We start from the raw sequence: 17424 nt of genomic DNA, 5'->3' as shown, positions 1-17424 counted from the left end.
CGGAACGGGCGGCGGCGATCGACAGGGATCGCAAGTGCGCGTCACGCAGCCGGGCGCCGCAACCCACGATTCCGGGAGAATCCGCAAGGCATGCCCACGCGCAACGACATCCGTAACGTCGCCATCGTCGCCCACGTCGACCACGGCAAGACCACGCTGGTCGACGCCATGCTGAAGCAGGCCGGCGCCTTCGCCGCCCACCAGCAGCTCGACGACCGCATGATGGACTCGAACGACCTGGAGCGCGAGAAGGGCATCACCATTCTCGCGAAGAACACCGCGGTCAAGTACCACCCCAAGGACGGTGGCGCGCCGATCACCATCAACATCATCGACACCCCGGGCCACGCCGACTTCGGTGGCGAGGTCGAGCGCGGTCTGTCGATGGTGGACGCGGTCGTCCTGCTGGTCGACGCCTCCGAGGGTCCGCTGCCGCAGACCCGCTTCGTGCTGCGCAAGGCGCTCACGGCGCGGCTGCCCGTCATCCTCTGCATCAACAAGACCGACCGCCCGGACTCCCGGATCGACGAGGTCATCAACGAGACCTACGACCTGTTCCTGGACCTGGACGCGGACGAGGACCAGATCGAGTTCCCGATCGTCTACGCCTGTGCCCGTGACGGCGTCGCCTCGCTGACCAAGCCGGAGAACGGCACCGTCCCGGCGGACAGCACCAGCCTGGAGCCGTTCTTCTCCACCCTGCTGGAGCACGTCCCGGCGCCGAGCTACGACGCGGACGCGCCGCTGCAGGCCCACGTCACCAACCTGGACGCCGACAACTTCCTCGGCCGCATCGCGCTGCTGCGCGTCGAGCAGGGCGAGCTGCGCAAGGGCCAGACCGTGGCCTGGATCAAGCGCGACGGCAGCATCTCGAACGTCCGCATCTCCGAGCTGCTGATGACCGAGGCGCTCACCCGCAAGCCGGCCGAGGTGGCGGGCCCCGGTGACATCTGCGCCGTCGCCGGCATCTCCGACATCATGATCGGCGAGACCCTCGCCGACCCGGAGAACCCGATCGCGCTGCCGCTGATCACGGTGGACGAGCCGGCCATCTCGATGACCATCGGCACCAACACCTCGCCGCTGGTCGGCCGTGGCGGCAGCGGCAAGGGCGCGGACGCCAAGTCCAGCGGCAAGGTGGACCGCAAGGTCACCGCCCGCCAGGTGAAGGACCGCCTGGACCGCGAGCTGATCGGTAACGTCTCGCTGCGCGTCCTGGACACCGAGCGCCCGGACGCCTGGGAGGTGCAGGGCCGTGGTGAGCTGGCGCTGGCCATCCTCATCGAGACCATGCGCCGCGAGGGCTTCGAGCTGACCGTCGGCAAGCCGCAGGTGGTCACCAAGGAGGTCAACGGCAAGACCCACGAGCCGGTCGAGCGCCTCACCGTGGACGTGCCGGAGGAGCACATGGGCGCCGTCACGCAGCTCATGGGCATCCGCAAGGGCCGGATGGACAACATGTCCAACCACGGCTCGGGCTGGGTCCGGATGGAGTTCGTCGTGCCGTCCCGCGGCCTGATCGGCTTCCGCACGGAGTTCCTGACCAACACCCGCGGCACCGGCATCGCCCACTCGATCCACGAGGGCCACGAGCCGTGGTTCGGCACCCTGACCACCCGCAACAACGGCTCCCTGGTCGCCGACCGGGCCGGCGTGGTGACCGCCTTCGCGATGACCAACCTGCAGGAGCGCGGCGTGCTCTTCTGCGAGCCGGGCACCGAGGTGTACGAGGGCATGATCGTCGGTGAGAACTCGCGCTCCGACGACATGGACGTGAACATCACCAAGGAGAAGAAGCTCACCAACATGCGGTCCTCGACCGCCGACGTGGCCGAGTCGATCGTCCCGCCGCGCAAGCTCTCGCTGGAGCAGTCGCTGGAGTTCTGCCGCGAGGACGAGTGCATCGAGGTGACCCCGGAGACGGTTCGCATCCGTAAGGTCGTCCTGGACCAGAAGGACCGCGGACGCACTGCCTCGCGCGCCAAGAAGGCGTGATCAGGACGCACTGACGGCCATTGGCCGGAATGTTTCGCCCCCCTTTCCAATGGAGAGGGGGGCGAACTTTTTCAACTACTCCAAGTTGTCGGGGCCGGTATTAACCGAATAACGCTCATCACACCCGGGTGTCCGCTGAGCGGACGCGACGGTTCGTCATGCATGACGACTGTCCGTTTGGTACCTGTCTGGCTATGTCTCAAATGTCCGGTTTTCGAAACTTACCGACTGTTCATGTGACCTAATTGAGATCGTCACTGGTCACTTTCGTGTCCGTGCGTGACGGATAGTGGAGCCAGTCAGGCTCGGGTCAAGGGTGAACGCGCAGGGGTGCGCGCCGAAACCACGAGCGCGGACGGCATTGCGGACCCGGTGAGAACCGTTCCGTGGTGCCCTCCTCGTTGCAATCGTCGAATTCAGGAGGCACACCGATGCGTGGTGGGAGCCAGGCCAAGTGGGTTGTCGCAGCTGTTGCGGTCGCCCTTGCCGCGACTGCTTGTAGCAGCAGCAGCGACTCCTCCAGCGGGGGCAGCTCGGACGGTGCCGCGGTCAACCCCGCGGGCATGTTCAGCTACCAGAGCGGCGAGCCTCAGCGCCCGCTGCAGCCGGCCAACGCCATGGAGAACCAGGGCGGCCGTATCGTCAAGCAGCTGTTCACGGGCCTCGTCGACTACGACCCCGCGACCGGTGCGCTGCGCAACCAGGTGGCCGACAAGATCGAGACCACCGACGCCAAGACCTACACCGTCACGCTGAAGTCCGGCTGGACCTTCCACGACGGCACCCCGGTCACCGCCAAGTCCTTCGTCAACTCGTGGAACTGGTCGGCCGCTCCGGCGAACAACCAGATCAACTCGGACTGGTTCTCGGACATCGTCGGCTACGACGCCGTCCACCCGGACAAGGACAAGGGTGACCCGACGGCCAAGGAGATGTCCGGTCTCAAGGTCATCGACGACACCCACTTCACCATCGAACTGACCAGCCCCGTCTCGTACTTCACGTACAAGCTCGGCTACTCGGCCTTCTTCCCGCTGCCCGACGGGTTCTTCTCGGACCCGGCCGGCTACGGCCAGAAGCCGATCGGCAACGGCCCCTACAAGTTCGAGTCGTGGGAGCACAACAAGGCCATCACCCTGAAGGCCTACGACAAGTACACCGGCACCAACAAGGCGAAGAACGGCGGAATCGTCTTCCGCAACTACACCTCGCCCGAGGCCGCGTACAAGGACCTGATGTCCGACACGCTGGACGTGCTGGACCAGGTCGACTCGACCGACCTGCCGAAGTACAAGGACGACCTGGGCAAGCGCGCCGTCGACCAGGCGCAGGGTGCCATCCAGAACATCTCGTTCGCCCTGTACAACGCGGACTGGAGCGACCCGGCCAAGGCCAAGGTCCGCCAGGGTCTGTCGATGGCGATCGACCGCGACACCATCACCAAGACCGTGCTGAACAACAGCCGTCAGCCCGCCGACTCGTTCGTGGCGCCGGGCGTCATGGGCTACAAGGCCGGCACCTGTGGTGACGCCTGCAAGTACAACCCGGAGAAGGCCAAGGCGCTGATCGCCGAGGGCGGCGGCGTCCCGGGCAACAAGATCACCGTCCTGTACAACTCCGACGGTGGCCACAAGGAGTGGGTGGACGCGGTCTGCAACTCGATCCGCCAGGCGACCGGCGTCGAGTGCATCGGTGACCCGAAGCCCGACTTCAAGACCGCGCGTGACATCGTCACGAAGAAGGCGGTCCCGAGCATGATGCGTACCGGCTGGGTGCAGGACTACCCGCTGAACGCCAACTTCCTGCGCGACGTCTACGGCACCGGTGCCGCGGCCAACGACGCCGGCTACTCCAGCCCCGAGTTCGACAAGCTGGCCCACGACGCCGACGCCGCCACCTCGGTGGAGAAGACGGCGGAGCTGTACGAGAAGGCCGAGGAGCAGCTGGCCAAGGACATGCCGGCCATCCCGCTCTGGTACTACAAGACCAACTCGGGCTACTCGAACAAGGTCCAGAACGTCAAGTTCAACTCCTTCGGCGACCCGGTCTACACCGACGTCGAGGTCAAGAAGTAGTAATCGGTCGGCACCGCCTGACCCGGTGACAACGGCCGGTGCCCGTCCCATCCCCACGAGGGCGAGGACTGGCACCGGCCGTTGGCACGCCGACTTATCTCTGGCCGGGTTGACGGGCCCGGCAGAGTCATACATGGAGGCACGATGGGGCGCTTTGTCGCGAGGCGACTGCTCCAGATGATTCCGGTGTTCCTCGGAACGACCGCACTCATCTTTTTCATGGTGCATTTGCTGCCCGGTGACCCGCTGGCAGCACTGTGGGGCGACAAGGCGCCGGACCCGGTGCAGCTCGCAGCCCTGAAGCACCAGCAGGGACTCGACAAGCCGCTGCTGCAGCAGTACCTCTCCTACATGGGGAAGCTGCTCACCGGCGACTTCGGCACCTCCCTGGACGGCCGACCGGTGCTCGACAAGATCACCGAGGCGCTGCCGGTCACGGTCCGGCTGGCGCTCTTCGCGTTCGGCATCGAGATCGTCCTCGGCATCGGCATCGGCCTGTTCGCCGGTCTGCGCCGTGGCAAGGCGTTCGACAAGGGCGCGCTGGTCATGACGCTGCTGCTGATCTCGATCCCGGTCCCGGTGCTGGGCTTCATCTTCCAGACGATCTTCGCGAACAACCTCAAGTGGGTCACCCCGACGGTCCAGGACTCGAACGACATCACCCAGCTGGTGCTGCCGGCCGTCGTCCTCGGCTCGCTGTCGCTGGCCTACGTCGCGCGTCTCACCCGTACCTCCATAGCCGAGAACATCAAGGCCGACTACGTCCGCACCGCGGTGGCCAAGGGCCTGCCGCGCCGGAAGGTCATCGGCACCCACCTGCTGCGCAACTCGATGATCCCGGTGGTCACCTTCCTCGGTACCGACCTGGGCGCCCTGATGGGCGGTGCGATCGTCACCGAAGGCATCTTCAACGTGAAGGGCGTCGGCAACGCGCTCTACCACGCCATCAACATGAAGGAGGGCGCGACCGTCTCCGGTTTCGTCGCCTTCCTGGTGCTCGTGTACCTGGCCGCCGGCCTGATCGTCGACCTGCTTTACGCGGTCCTGGACCCGAGGATCCGTTATGCCTGACCTGACCGAGAAGAAGACCTCCGGGGACATCCCGGCCCAGCGCACCGCGGACGTCCCGGCGCCCAAGCAGGAGAAGGCCCGCAGCCTCGGCTCGGACGCCTGGCACGACCTGCGCCGCAAGCCGATCTTCGTGATCTCCGCGCTGCTGATCCTGCTGCTGATCGTCATCGCGATCGCCCCGGGCCTGTTCACCTCGGTGGACCCGCGCGCCGGCGACCTGCGCAACCACTACCTGACGAAGCCGAACTACGGTCACCTGTTCCAGGCCGACTGGTTCGGCTACGACCTCCAGGGTCGCAGCATCTACGCCCGCGTCATCTACGGCGCCCGCGCCTCGGTCGTGGTCGGCATCTGCGTCACCTTCGGCGTGACCGTCCTCGGTGGCATCACCGGCATGCTCGCCGGCTACTTCGGCGGCTGGACCGACACGATCATCTCCCGGGTCACCGACATCTTCTTCGGCATCCCGCTGCTGCTCGGCTCGCTGGTGATCCTGAACGCCTTCACCTCGCGCACCATCTGGAGCGTGGTGTTCGCCCTGGTCGCCCTGGGCTGGACCCAGATGACCCGCGTCATGCGCGGCTCGGTCATCACGGTCAAGCAGGCCGACTTCGTGACCGCGGCCAAGGCGCTCGGCGCCGGCACCAGCCGGATCCTGTTCAAGCACATCCTGCCGAACGCGATCGCCCCGGTGATCGTCGTCGCCACCATCGCGCTCGGCGGCTACATCGCCACCGAGGCGACGCTGAGCTTCCTGGGCATCGGTCTGCAGGACCCGACCATCTCCTGGGGCATCGACATCAACTCGGCCCAGAAGGTGATCCGGACGGCGCCGTTCGCCCTGTTCTTCCCGGCCGGAATGCTGAGCCTTACCGTGCTGGCGTTCATCATGCTCGGCGACGCGGTGCGCGACGCCCTCGACCCGAAGCTCCGCTGAGAGAAGAGGTGACGACCCGATGACCACCGTGATCGAGAACAACCAGAAGAACGATCGTCTCGAAGTCGGAACCCCGCTCCTGGAGGTCAAGGACCTCCACGTGGAGTTCCACACCCGGGACGGCATCGCCAAGGCCGTGAACGGCGTCAACTACTCCGTCTCGGCGGGCGAGACGCTCGCCGTGCTCGGTGAGTCCGGCTCCGGCAAGTCCGTGACGGCGCAGACCATCATGGGCATCCTGGACATGCCCCCGGGCAAGGTGACCCAGGGCGAGATCCTGTTCCGCGGCCGGGACATGCTCACGATGAGCAACGAGGACCGCCGGAAGATCCGCGGCCAGAAGATCGCGATGATCTTCCAGGACGCGCTCTCCGCCCTCAACCCGGTGCTCAGCGTCGGCTACCAGCTCGGCGAGATGTTCCGGGTGCACCAGGGCGCCTCCAAGAAGGAGGCGAAGGAGAAGGCCATCGAGCTGATGGACCGGGTGCGCATCCCCGCTGCCAGGCAGCGCGTGAACGACTACCCGCACCAGTTCTCCGGCGGCATGCGCCAGCGCATCATGATCGCGATGGCGCTCTCCCTGCAGCCCGACCTGATCATCGCCGACGAGCCCACCACCGCCCTGGACGTCACCGTCCAGGCCCAGGTGATGGACCTGCTCGCCGAACTGCAGGCCGAGTACAACATGGGCCTGATCCTGATCACCCACGACCTCGGCGTGGTCGCCGACGTCGCGGACAAGATCGCCGTGATGTACGCGGGCCGGATCGTGGAGACCGCCCCGGTGCACGAGCTGTACGCGAACCCCGCGCACCCGTACACCAAGGGCCTGCTCCGCTCCATCCCGCGCCTGGACCAGAAGGGCCAGGAGCTCTACGCGATCAAGGGCCTCCCCCCGAACCTGCTGAAGGTCCCGACCGGCTGCGCGTTCAACCCCCGCTGCGATGTCGCCACCGACCTGTGCCGCACGGACATCCCGGCGCTGCACCACGTGACCGACAAGGACGGCAAGGAGCTCACCGGCCGCCGCAGCGCGTGCCACCTTTGGAAGGAGACCCTCCATGGCTGAGAACATCCTGGAGGTCAAGGACCTGGTCAAGCACTACCCGCTGACCCAGGGCGTCCTGTTCAAGAAGCAGGTCGGCGCCGTCAAGGCCGTCGACGGCGTCTCCTTCGAACTGAAGAAGGGTGAGACGCTCGGCATCGTCGGCGAGTCCGGCTGTGGCAAGTCCACGCTGGCCAAGGTGCTGATGAACCTGGAGCGGGCCACCTCCGGCCAGGTGCTGTTCAAGGGCGAGGACATCTCCACGCTGTCCGGCTCGGCCCTCAAGGCCGTCCGCCGGAACATCCAGATGGTGTTCCAGGACCCGTACACCTCGCTCAACCCGCGCATGACGGTCGGCGACATCATCGGCGAGCCGTTCGAGATCCACCCCGAGGTGGCGCCCAAGGGCGACCGCCGCAAGGCCGTCCAGGACCTGCTGGACGTCGTGGGTCTGAACCCGGAGTACATCAACCGGTACCCGCACCAGTTCTCCGGCGGTCAGCGCCAGCGCATCGGCATCGCCCGCGGTCTCGCGCTCAAGCCCGAGATCATCATCGCGGACGAGCCGGTCTCCGCCCTGGACGTGTCCGTCCAGGCGCAGGTGATCAACCTGCTGGAGCAGCTGCAGGGCGAGTTCGGCCTGTCGTACATGTTCATCGCGCACGACCTCTCGATCGTCCGGCACATCTCCGACCGCGTCGGCGTGATGTACCTGGGCAAGATGGTCGAGATCGGCACCGACGAGCAGATCTACGACAACGCCACCCACCCGTACACCCAGGCGCTGCTCTCCGCGGTGCCGGTGCCGGACCCGACGGCGCGCGAGTCCCGCGAGCGGATCATCCTCAGCGGTGACATCCCCTCGCCGGCCAACCCGCCGTCCGGCTGCCGCTTCCGCACCCGCTGCTGGAAGGCGGAGGACCGCTGCGCCGAGGAGGTGCCGCTGCTCGCGGTCCCCTCGGTGCTGAAGGGCGCGGCCGCGCACGACTCGGCCTGCCACTTCCCCGAGGTCCGGGAGCAGGCCGCGGCCTGATCCCCGCACTCCCCGGAAGGGCCCGTGGCTTCCCGCCACGGGCCCTTCCGTCGTTCGGCCGCTCCGGTCCCGGGTCGGACGGCGCCGCGTCGATAGCCGCCGCGTCGAGCAGTCGCCGCGTCGAATGGCGTCGAACGCACTGCGCCGATCCGGCGCCGCGTCAACTCGGCAGGGGGGTCACGGCACCCGTCCGGGTGCACCCGACTCGCGCCGTCGCCGGGGCGCGCTTCTCATGGGGTGTGATGCGACACACACCTTGAGGAGGGACCTCCATGCCCGTAGCCGCCCGTGCTCGTTGGGTCCTCGCCGTTGCGACGTCCGTGGCCCTGGTGGCCACCGGGTGCAGCAGCAGCGGCGGAGGGGGCAGCAGCTCGTCGGACACCAGCAAGACCTTCAGCTACCAGAGCAACGAGCCGCAGAACCCGCTGCAGCCCGCCAACGCGAACGAGGTCGGTGGCGGTCGCATCATCCAGAACCTCTTCAAGGGGCTGGTCGACTACAACCCGACCAACGCCCAGCTCCGGATGCAGGTCGCGAGCGCGATCGACACGAGCGACTCGCAGACCTTCACCGTCACGCTGAAGAGCGGCTGGAAGTTCCACGACGGCACCCCGGTGCTGGCGAAGAACTTCGTCAACGCCTGGAACTGGGCGGCCAACCCCGCCAACAACCAGATCAACAGCTCCTGGTTCTCGGACATCGACGGCTACCAGGACGTCCACCCGGCCACCGGGAACCCGACCACGGACAAGATGTCCGGCCTGACCGTCACCGACGACCAGCACTTCACCATCAAGCTGAACCACAAGGTCTCGTACTTCGAGTACAAGCTCGGCTACATCGCCTTCTCGCCGCTGCCGGACGGCTTCTTCAGCGACCCGACCGGGTACGGCCAGAAGCCGGTGGGCAACGGCCCGTACCAGTTCGTCAGTTGGGCGCACAACACCCAGGTGGTCACCAAGTCCTTCCCGGACTACCAGGGCGTCGACAAGCCGAAGAACGGCGGCATCGTCTTCAAGATGTACACCACGTCCGAGGCCGCCTACGCCGACCTGCAGTCCAACAACCTGGACGTGATCGACCAGGTGCCGCCGTCGGCGCTGGCGACGTACAAGAGCGACCTCGGCGACCGAGCGGTGGACGCCCCGCAGGGCGGCATCCAGAACATCGGCTTCACGCTCTACCAGGCCGACTGGGCCGCACCGGAGAAGGCCCAGGTGCGCCAGGGCCTGTCGATGGCGATCGACCGCGCGACCATCACCAAGACGGTGCTGCAGGGCTCCCGGGCTCCCGCGAGCGCCTGGGTGGCCGAGGGCGTCGAGGGCTACAAGGCCGGCACCTGCGGGGACTTCTGCAACTTCGACCCCGCCAAGGCCAAGCAGCTCATCCAGCAGGGCGGCGGCGTCCCCGGCAACAAGGTGCTGATCACCTACAACGCGGACGGCGGCCACAAGGAGTGGGTCGACGCGGTCTGCAACTCGATCCGGCAGAACACCGGCGTCGACTGCCTCGGCGACCCGAAGCCGGACTTCAAGACCGCGCGCGCGGCGATCACCGCGCACCAGCTCAACGGTGCCTTCCGCACCGGCTGGGTGCAGGACTACCCGCTGAACGCCAACTTCCTGGCCGACGTGTACCGCACCGGCGCCGCGTCCAACGACACCGGGTACAGCAACGCGCAGTTCGACCAGCTGTCGACCCAGGCGGACGAGGCCCCGAGCGTCAGCGACTCGACGACCGGCTACCAGCAGGCCGAGGCCGTGCTGCAGAGCGGGATGCCGGCCATCCCCCTCTGGTACTACCGCACCAACTCGGGCTACTCGACCAACGTGCAGAACGTGACGTTCGACTCGTTCGGCAACCCGGCCTGGACCCAGATCGAGGTCAAGGGCTGATCCCCGGGCCCTGATCCCCTCGCGCCGGCCCCGCCCTCCCCGCACGGAGGGCGGGGCGCGGCCTCCCGGCCGACCGGCCCCGCCGGTCGGGCACCTAGGAAGGAGGCCCGGATGGGCAGTTACGTGTTGCGGCGGGTCCTGCAGATGATCCCGGTGTTCTTCGGCACCACGTTCCTGATCTTCGTGATGGTGTACACGCTGCCGGGCGACCCGGTGGTGGCGCTGTTCGGCGAGAAGGCCGCCGACCCGGCCGTGGTCGCCAGCATCAAGCACACGTACTACCTCGACCAGCCGCTCTGGAAGCAGTACCTGCACTACATGGGGAACCTGTTCCAGGGGGACTTCGGGACGAGTTTCACCGGCCGCCCGGTCTCCGACATCATGGCGGACGCCTTCCCGGTCACCATCCGGCTGGCGCTGCTGGCCTTCGCCTACGAGATCGTCGTGGGCCTCGCCCTCGGTGTCATCTCCGGCCTGAAGCGCGGCAGCATCGCGGACACCCTGGTGCTGATCCTGACCCTGGTGGTGATCTCGATCCCGGTCTTCGTGCTCGCGTACATCGCGCAGACCGTGTTCGCCACCAACCTGGGCTGGGTCACGCCGACCGTGCAGGACAGCTACGACCTCACCCAGCTGATCCTGCCCGCGGTCGTCCTGGGCTCGCTGTCGCTCGCGTTCGTCGCCCGGCTCACCCGGACGTCCATCGGCGAGAACCTGCGGGCCGACTACATCCGCACCGCGACCGCCAAGGGGCTTCCCCGGCGGACCATCATCTCCCGCCACCTGCTGCGCAACTCGCTGATCCCGGTGGTCACCTTCCTCGGCACCGACCTCGGCGCCCTGATGGGCGGGGCGATCGTCACCGAGGGCATCTTCAACGTGCAGGGCATCGGCAACGTCCTGTACCGGGCGATCAACCAGAAGGAAGGCCCGACCGTGGTCGGCATCGTGACCGTTCTGGTGATCATCTACCTGGTCGCCAGCCTGCTCGTCGACCTGCTCTACGCGGTCCTGGACCCGAGGATCCGCTATGCCTGACATCCACGACGAGGGCTCGTACGAGCCGCACCCGAAGCCGGGTGTGTCGCACCTCGACTACGCCGGGGAGCAGGGCATGGCGGTCGAGCAGGAGACCCTGATCGAACCCGACGTGGAGAAGCGGGAAGAGGCCCGCAGCCTCTGGGGCGACGCCTGGCGGGACCTGCGGCGGCGGCCGATCTTCCTGATCTCGGTGCTGCTGATCGTGCTGCTGGTGCTCATGGCGATCTTCCCCTGGGCCTTCACCGACGCCAACCCGCGCAAGGCCGACCTGGTGCACGACTACCTCAAGCGGCCGGACTGGACGGACTTCTTCGGCGCCGGCTGGTTCGGCTACGACGCCCAGGGTCGCTCCATCTACGCCCGGGTGGTCTACGGCGCCCGGGCCTCGATCACCGTCGGCATCGTCGTGACCGCCGGGGTCACCCTGCTCGGTGGACTGACCGGAATGGTCGCCGGGTACTTCGGCGGCGCGATCGACGCGGTCATCTCCCGGATCATCGACATCTTCTTCGGCATCCCGCTGCTGCTCGGCGCCCTGGTACTGCTGAACGGCTTCCACAGCCGTACGGTGTGGGCCGTGGTCTTCGCGCTGGTCGTCCTCGGCTGGACCCAGATCGCGCGCGTGATGCGCGGCGCGGTGCTGACCGTCAAACAGTCCGACTACGTGGTGGCGGGCCGGGCGCTCGGTGCCGGGACCGGGCGGCTGATGGTCCGGCACATCCTGCCGAACGCCGTCGCCCCGGTGATCGTGGTGGCGACCATCGCGCTCGGCGGCTACATCGCGACCGAGGCGACGCTGAGCTTCCTGGGCATCGGCCTGCAGGAGCCGACCATCTCCTGGGGCATCGACATCTCCTCCGCCCAGAAGGTGATCCGGACCGCGCCCTACGTGATGTTCTTCCCGGCCGCGGCACTGTCCATCACCGTCCTGGCCTTCATCATGATGGGCGACGCGGTGCGCGACGCCCTCGACCCGAAGCTTCGCTGAGCGAGGGAGCGCATCGTGAACACAGCGGTGGACACCACCAAGGCCGGGCGGGAGGCACCGTACGAGGGGCCGCTGCTCGACGTCCGGGACCTGCACGTCGAGTTCGTCACCCGGGACGGCGTCGCCAGGGCCGTGAACGGCGTCAACTACTCGGTCGCGGCCGGCGAGACGCTGGCGGTGCTGGGCGAGTCCGGCTCCGGCAAGTCGGTGACGGCGCAGGCGATCATGGGCATCCTGGACATGCCGCCGGCCCGGATCCCGCGCGGCGAGATCCGCTTCCGGGGCCAGGACATGCTCACGATGAGCAAGGACGAGCGGCGGAGGATCCGCGGCGGGCGGATCGCGATGATCTTCCAGGACGCGCTGTCCGCCCTCAACCCGGTCCTCTCGGTGGGCTTCCAGCTCGGCGAGATGTTCCGCGCCCACCGGGGGGCCTCCCGGGCGGAGGCCAAGGCGAAGGCTGTCGAGCTGATGGACCGGGTGCGCATCCCGGCGGCCAAGGACCGGGTGAACGACTATCCGCACCAGTTCTCGGGCGGCATGCGCCAGCGCATCATGATCGCGATGGCGCTGGCCCTGGAGCCGGACCTGATCATCGCGGACGAGCCCACCACGGCGCTGGACGTGACCGTCCAGGCCCAGGTGATGGACCTGCTCGCCGAACTGCAGGCCGAGTTCCACATGGGGCTGATCCTGATCACCCACGACCTGGGCGTGGTGGCCGACGTCGCGGACAAGATCGCGGTGATGTACGCGGGCCGGATCGTCGAGACCGCCCCGGTGCACGAGCTGTACGCGCGCCCGGCCCACCCGTACACCCGGGGCCTGCTGGACTCCATCCCGCGGCTGGACCAGAAGGGCCAGGAGCTCTACGCGATCAAGGGCCTGCCGCCCAACCTGCTGCGGATTCCCAAGGGATGCGCCTTCAACCCGCGCTGCCCACGCGCCCAGGACATCTGCCGGGCCGAGGTGCCGGAGCTGTTCCCGGTGACCGAGGACGACGGGACGCCGGCGGAGGGGCGCGGCAGTGCCTGCTTCTTCTGGAAGGAGACCCTCCATGACCGCTAACGGGGCCAGCGCACTGGGCGCGGCGATGCCGGAGGAGGTCGTCTTCGCGCAGGAGGTGCCGCGCGGCGAGCCGATCCTCGAAGTCCGGGACCTGGTCAAGCACTTCCCGCTGACCCAGGGCGTCCTGTTCAAGAAGCAGGTCGGTGCGGTGAAGGCGGTCGACGGGGTCAGCTTCGACCTGATGCAGGGCGAGACGCTCGGCATCGTCGGCGAGTCCGGCTGCGGGAAGTCCACGCTGGCCAAGGTGCTGATGAACCTGGAGCCGGCCACCGGGGGCTCGGTCCGGTACAAGGGGGAGGAGATCTCCCGGCTCTCCGGGGGCGCGCTGAAGGCCGTCCGCCGGAACATCCAGATGGTGTTCCAGGACCCGTACACCTCGCTCAACCCGCGCATGACGGTCGGCGACATCATCGGCGAGCCGTTCGAGATCCACCCCGAGGTGGCGCCCAGGGGCGACCGCCGCAAGGCCGTCCAGGACCTGCTGGACGTGGTCGGGCTCAACCCGGAGTACATCAACCGGTACCCGCACCAGTTCTCCGGCGGTCAGCGCCAGCGCATCGGCATCGCCCGGGGGCTGGCGCTCAAGCCGGAGGTCATCATCTGTGACGAGCCGGTGTCGGCGCTGGACGTGTCGGTGCAGGCGCAGGTGATCAACCTGCTGGAGCAGCTGCAGGGCGAGTTCAACCTCTCGTACATGTTCATCGCGCACGACCTCTCCATCGTCCGGCACATCTCGGACCGGGTCGGCGTGATGTACCTCGGGAGGCTGGTCGAGATCGGCAGCGACGCGGAGATCTACGACCACGCGACCCACCCGTACACCCAGGCGCTGCTCTCCGCGGTGCCGGTGCCGGACCCGACGGCGCGCGAGTCCCGGGACCGGATCGTGCTCACCGGGGACGTGCCCTCGCCGGCCAACCCGCCCTCCGGCTGCCGCTTCCGCACCCGCTGCTGGAAGGCCCAGCAGCGGTGCGAGGTCGAGGTGCCGCTGCTCGCCTCGCCGTCCTGGCTGGACGGGGCGGCGTTCCACGACTCGGCTTGTCACTTCGCGGCGGAGCGCGAGATCGAGCAGAGTGCGGCGGAGCGCGAGGGCGAGCAGAGTGCGGCGGAGCGCGAGGGCGAGCAGAGTGCGGCGGAGGGTGCGGCCGGGCGGGGCCCGGCGGAGGGTGCGGCCGGGCAGGGCCCGACTGAGCCCGAGGGCGACCAGGGCGCGGCCGGGCAGGGTGGCGCGGAGCCCGGGAACGGGCGGGGGACCGACTGAGAATCCTCCTCCAAGGGCGCGTCCTCGGCTCGGGGGCGCGCCCTTCGCCGTCCGCCCCGTGATGGAAAAGAGATCTGCCGCAGACTCGCCAAGTGTGCGCCGTTCCTTGATAGTTGCTCTGCACCTGTCGATGGTCGCTGCTGCGCTGAGGAGGTCTGCCCAGATGGACGCGGTGGAGGTGATCGGCGGCGGTCGGGAGGGTCTGGCACCCGGGACCCCGTTGCTGGAGGTCGAGGATCTGCACGTGGAGTTCCACACCCGGGACGGCGTCGCCAAGGCCGTCAACGGGGTGAGCTACGCGGTGTCGGCCGGCGAGACGCTGGCGGTGCTGGGGGAGTCCGGTTCGGGCAAGTCGGTGACGGCGCAGGCGGTCATGGGCATCCTGGACATGCCGCCGGGGCGGATCACCGCGGGGCGGGTGCTGTTCCGGGGCGAGGACCTGCTGACCATGAGCGCCAACGCCCGGCGGGCCGTCCGGGGCCGGCGGATCGCGATGATCTTCCAGGACGCGCTGTCCGCCCTCAACCCGGTGCTCAGCGTGGGCTACCAGCTGGGCGAGATGTTCCGGGTGCACCACGGCGTCACCCGCAAGGAGGCCCGGGAGAAGGCCGTCGAGCTGATGGAGCGGGTGCGCATCCCGGCCGCCCGGCAGCGCGTCGGCGACTTCCCGCACCAGTTCTCGGGCGGCATGCGCCAGCGGATCATGATCGCGATGGCGCTGGCCCTGGAGCCGGACCTGATCATCGCGGACGAGCCCACCACGGCGCTGGACGTGACCGTCCAGGCCCAGGTGATGGACCTGCTCGCCGAACTGCAGGCCGAGTTCAACATGGGTCTGATCCTGATCACCCACGACCTGGGCGTGGTGGCCGACGTCGCGGACAAGATCGCCGTGATGTACGCGGGCCGGATCGTCGAGACGGCCCCGGTGCACGAGCTGTACGCGCGCCCGGCCCACCCGTACACCCGGGGCCTGCTGGACTCCATCCCGCGGCTCGACCAGAAGGGCCAGGACCTGCACGCCATCAAGGGCCTGCCGCCCAACCTGCTGCGGATCCCCGAGGGTTGCGCCTTCAACCCCCGCTGCGACCGCGCGCAGGACCGCTGCCGGAGCGAACTCCCGCCGCTGCACCCGGTGGTGGGCGAGCACGGGGAGGAGCTGGTGGGCCGCCACAGCGCCTGCCACTACTGGCGCGAGACGCTGCACGGCTGAGCCCACCGCCGGGCCGCTCCGGGCTACTTCAGGAAGCCGACGTTCTCCCAGACGATGTCGGACAGGCCCTGCGCGCCGATGTTGGCGAGGTCGGCGCGGGCGCCGTACAGCTGCGGGCGCTGGTAGAGCGGCAGGACGCCGGCCACCTTCCAGAGCTCGCCGTCGGCCTGGTTGATGGCCTCGGAGGTGGTGGCCGCGTCGGTCGCCGCGGCGGCCCGGTCGAGCGCGGAGTCGACGGCGGCGCTGCCCGCTCCGACGTGGTTGGTGCCGCCGTTCTGGACGAAGTTGGCGCGGCTGCCGCTGGCCGGGAAGGGCGTGCCGAGCAGCGAGTAGGCGGTGATGTCGAAGTCGTTGCGGTTGATGTACTTGTCGAAGAACTCGTTGGCGGCGGCGGTCACCGTGCTGACCTTGATGCCGACGTCCTTGAGCATCTTGGTGGTGTTCGCGGCCTCGTTCTGGGCCTGGGTGACGCCGGCCGGGATGACCATCCGCAGGTTCAGCTCGTGGCCGTCCTTCTTGCGCACGTCGCCGTCGAGCTTCCAGCCGGCCGCGTCCAGCTTGCGGGCGGCCTCGACGGGGTCGTAGCGGGCCAGGCCGAGCGAGTTGTCGCGGTAGCCGTTCTGGTTGGCGACCAGCAGGTGGTTGTTGAGCGCGACGGCGGGCCAGTCCAGGCCGTTGAGGTCGCCGCGGATGACGGCGTCCCGGTTGATCGCCTGGAACACGGCCTGGCGCACGGTCGCGTCGCTCAGTGCGGGGGTGCGGGCGTTCAGGGTGATCTGGCGGAAGTCCGGGCCGCCGGCCCGGCGCACGACGGCGCCCTTGGTGTTCCGGATGGCCTGGTAACCGGCCACGTCCGGGCCGTTGTTGAGGAGGTCGATCCGGCCCTTGGCGAAGGCGTCGGCCATCGCGTCGGGGAGCATCGCGTGGAAGACGATCCGGTCCAGCATCGGCTTGTCGCCCCACCAGTTGGGGTCGGCGACCAGGGTGACGGTCTGCGCGGTGCGGTCGAGCTGCTCGACCTTGAACGGGCCCGCGGTGACCGGGATCGCGTCCAGGTAGGCGGTGTTGAACAGGTCCGGGGTGGAGATCCGACCGGCCGGCAGCAGCGGGGCGTTGCCGGCGCCGTTGAACATCGACTGCCACTCCGAGAACGGTCGGTCGAAGGTCATCACGGCCTGGAAGTCGTCCTTGCCGCGCTCGACCGAGGAGACCAGCTCGAACCCGGTGCTGCTGGACGGCTTGTAGGCGGGGTCCTTGCCGTTCAGGGCGCGCCAGTTGGCCTCGATGTCGCGCCAGGTGATCGGGGTGCCGTCGGACCAGTGGGCCTTCGGGTTGAGCGTCCAGGTGACCACCTGCCGGCCGTCCTTGAACTCGGCGTGGGCCTCCTGCAGGTAGGCCGGGTTGACGGTCTGGGCGCCGGCGGCGTCCGAGCGGAAGAAGGTGGGCAGCAACGGCTTGGTGACGGCGATGGTCGAGGACTCGCTGCCGTCGCCGTGGATCGGCGACCACTGGCGGGAGAACTGGGTGATCGCCAGGTTCAGCGTGCCGCCCTGGCGCAGTTGGCCGCGCTCGTGCGGGTTGATGTCGACCGAGGTGAGCTTGGGCGTCCCGGCGGCGGACGGCAGGGCGTCGCCCCCGTCGCCGCCCTGGCCGGAGCCGCAGGAGCAGAGTGCGAGCGAGAGGGTGAGTGCGGTGAGGCCGGCGAGCAGTGCCGTCCCGTGGTGCTGGAGGCGGCGGCTCATCGGCGTGCTCCCGGGGTGCGTGTGACGGAAACGGAAGGTGTGGCGTCACATCTTGCTGAG

General features: G+C 68.4%; 13 protein-coding genes. 12 read left to right on the top strand and 1 reads right to left on the bottom strand.

The window, feature by feature from the left end; translation table 11 throughout:
* The first annotated feature begins 90 nt into the window (after positions 1–90).
* The 12 genes from typA to ABT048_RS16955 all read left to right on the top strand — a co-directional run bounded on the left by typA (position 91) and on the right by ABT048_RS16955 (position 15622).
* Complete coding sequence (gene typA, locus ABT048_RS17010; protein ID WP_350522172.1) at positions 91–1995, top strand: translational GTPase TypA; 1905 nt, start codon at positions 91–93, stop codon at positions 1993–1995.
* A gap of 431 nt (positions 1996–2426) precedes the next feature.
* The gene (locus tag ABT048_RS17005) at positions 2427–4070 is read left to right on the top strand and encodes a peptide ABC transporter substrate-binding protein (RefSeq protein ID WP_350522171.1); all 1644 of its coding nucleotides are present in this window, start codon (positions 2427–2429) and stop codon (positions 4068–4070) included.
* 144 nt (positions 4071–4214) lie between these two features.
* Complete coding sequence (locus tag ABT048_RS17000; protein WP_350522170.1) at positions 4215–5141, top strand: ABC transporter permease; 927 nt, start codon at positions 4215–4217, stop codon at positions 5139–5141.
* Complete coding sequence (locus ABT048_RS16995) at positions 5134–6078, top strand: ABC transporter permease (RefSeq protein WP_350522169.1); 945 nt, start codon at positions 5134–5136, stop codon at positions 6076–6078. The genes ABT048_RS17000 and ABT048_RS16995 overlap by 8 nt, the downstream gene beginning before the upstream one ends.
* 19 nt (positions 6079–6097) lie before the next feature.
* A complete protein-coding gene (locus tag ABT048_RS16990) occupies positions 6098–7147 on the top strand; it encodes an ABC transporter ATP-binding protein (RefSeq protein ID WP_350522168.1) in 1050 nt (349 codons plus the stop codon).
* The gene (locus tag ABT048_RS16985) at positions 7140–8156 is read left to right on the top strand and encodes an ABC transporter ATP-binding protein (RefSeq protein WP_350522167.1); all 1017 of its coding nucleotides are present in this window, start codon (positions 7140–7142) and stop codon (positions 8154–8156) included. Before ABT048_RS16990 ends, ABT048_RS16985 begins: the two co-directional genes overlap by 8 nt.
* A 272-nt stretch (positions 8157–8428) precedes the next feature.
* A complete protein-coding gene (locus ABT048_RS16980; RefSeq protein WP_350522166.1) occupies positions 8429–10051 on the top strand; it encodes a peptide ABC transporter substrate-binding protein in 1623 nt (540 codons plus the stop codon).
* A 111-nt stretch (positions 10052–10162) separates the two neighbouring features.
* Positions 10163–11089 (top strand): ABC transporter permease, encoded by a 927-nt coding sequence (locus tag ABT048_RS16975; RefSeq protein WP_350522165.1) that lies wholly within the window; start codon positions 10163–10165, stop codon positions 11087–11089.
* 76 nt (positions 11090–11165) lie between these two features.
* Entirely contained in the window at positions 11166–12080 is a 915-nt protein-coding gene (locus ABT048_RS16970) for an ABC transporter permease (RefSeq protein ID WP_350522253.1), read from the top strand.
* Between the two features lie 15 nt (positions 12081–12095).
* Positions 12096–13148, top strand: coding sequence for an ABC transporter ATP-binding protein (locus ABT048_RS16965; RefSeq protein WP_350522164.1), 1053 nt, complete (start codon positions 12096–12098; stop codon positions 13146–13148).
* 25 nt (positions 13149–13173) lie between these two features.
* On the top strand, positions 13174–14409 hold the full coding sequence (locus ABT048_RS16960) for an ABC transporter ATP-binding protein (RefSeq protein ID WP_350522252.1): 1236 nt from the start codon (positions 13174–13176) through the stop codon (positions 14407–14409).
* 163 nt (positions 14410–14572) lie between these two features.
* Positions 14573–15622, top strand: coding sequence for an ABC transporter ATP-binding protein (locus ABT048_RS16955; protein WP_350522163.1), 1050 nt, complete (start codon positions 14573–14575; stop codon positions 15620–15622).
* A 23-nt stretch (positions 15623–15645) separates the two neighbouring features.
* On the opposite strand, the gene ABT048_RS16950 is transcribed toward ABT048_RS16955, so the two are convergent.
* Complete coding sequence (locus ABT048_RS16950) at positions 15646–17364, bottom strand: ABC transporter family substrate-binding protein (protein WP_350522162.1); 1719 nt, start codon at positions 17362–17364, stop codon at positions 15646–15648.
* Between the last annotated feature and the right edge of the window lie 60 nt (positions 17365–17424).

The sequence above is a fragment of the Kitasatospora sp. NPDC096140 genome (assembly GCF_040303045.1).
Lineage (GTDB): Bacteria > Actinomycetota > Actinomycetes > Streptomycetales > Streptomycetaceae > Kitasatospora.
The sequence above is the reverse complement of the archived record's forward strand: the minus strand, read 5'-3'. Positions and strand labels throughout refer to the sequence as shown.

Bases quoted from the DNA above. Each gene is read 5' to 3' on its own strand.
- ABT048_RS16960 (WP_350522252.1), top strand. From the start codon at position 13,174: ATGCCGGAGGAGGTCGTCTTCGCGCAGGAGGTGCCGCGCGGCGAGCCG.
- ABT048_RS16950 (WP_350522162.1), bottom strand. From the start codon at position 17,364: ATGAGCCGCCGCCTCCAGCACCACGGGACGGCACTGCTCGCCGGCCTC.
- typA (WP_350522172.1), top strand. From the start codon at position 91: ATGCCCACGCGCAACGACATCCGTAACGTCGCCATCGTCGCCCACGTC.
- ABT048_RS16990 (WP_350522168.1), top strand. From the start codon at position 6,098: ATGACCACCGTGATCGAGAACAACCAGAAGAACGATCGTCTCGAAGTC.
- ABT048_RS16970 (WP_350522253.1), top strand. From the start codon at position 11,166: ATGGCGGTCGAGCAGGAGACCCTGATCGAACCCGACGTGGAGAAGCGG.
- ABT048_RS16980 (WP_350522166.1), top strand. From the start codon at position 8,429: ATGCCCGTAGCCGCCCGTGCTCGTTGGGTCCTCGCCGTTGCGACGTCC.
- ABT048_RS16975 (WP_350522165.1), top strand. From the start codon at position 10,163: ATGGGCAGTTACGTGTTGCGGCGGGTCCTGCAGATGATCCCGGTGTTC.
- ABT048_RS16955 (WP_350522163.1), top strand. From the start codon at position 14,573: ATGGACGCGGTGGAGGTGATCGGCGGCGGTCGGGAGGGTCTGGCACCC.
- ABT048_RS16985 (WP_350522167.1), top strand. From the start codon at position 7,140: ATGGCTGAGAACATCCTGGAGGTCAAGGACCTGGTCAAGCACTACCCG.
- ABT048_RS17005 (WP_350522171.1), top strand. From the start codon at position 2,427: ATGCGTGGTGGGAGCCAGGCCAAGTGGGTTGTCGCAGCTGTTGCGGTC.
- ABT048_RS17000 (WP_350522170.1), top strand. From the start codon at position 4,215: ATGGGGCGCTTTGTCGCGAGGCGACTGCTCCAGATGATTCCGGTGTTC.
- ABT048_RS16995 (WP_350522169.1), top strand. From the start codon at position 5,134: ATGCCTGACCTGACCGAGAAGAAGACCTCCGGGGACATCCCGGCCCAG.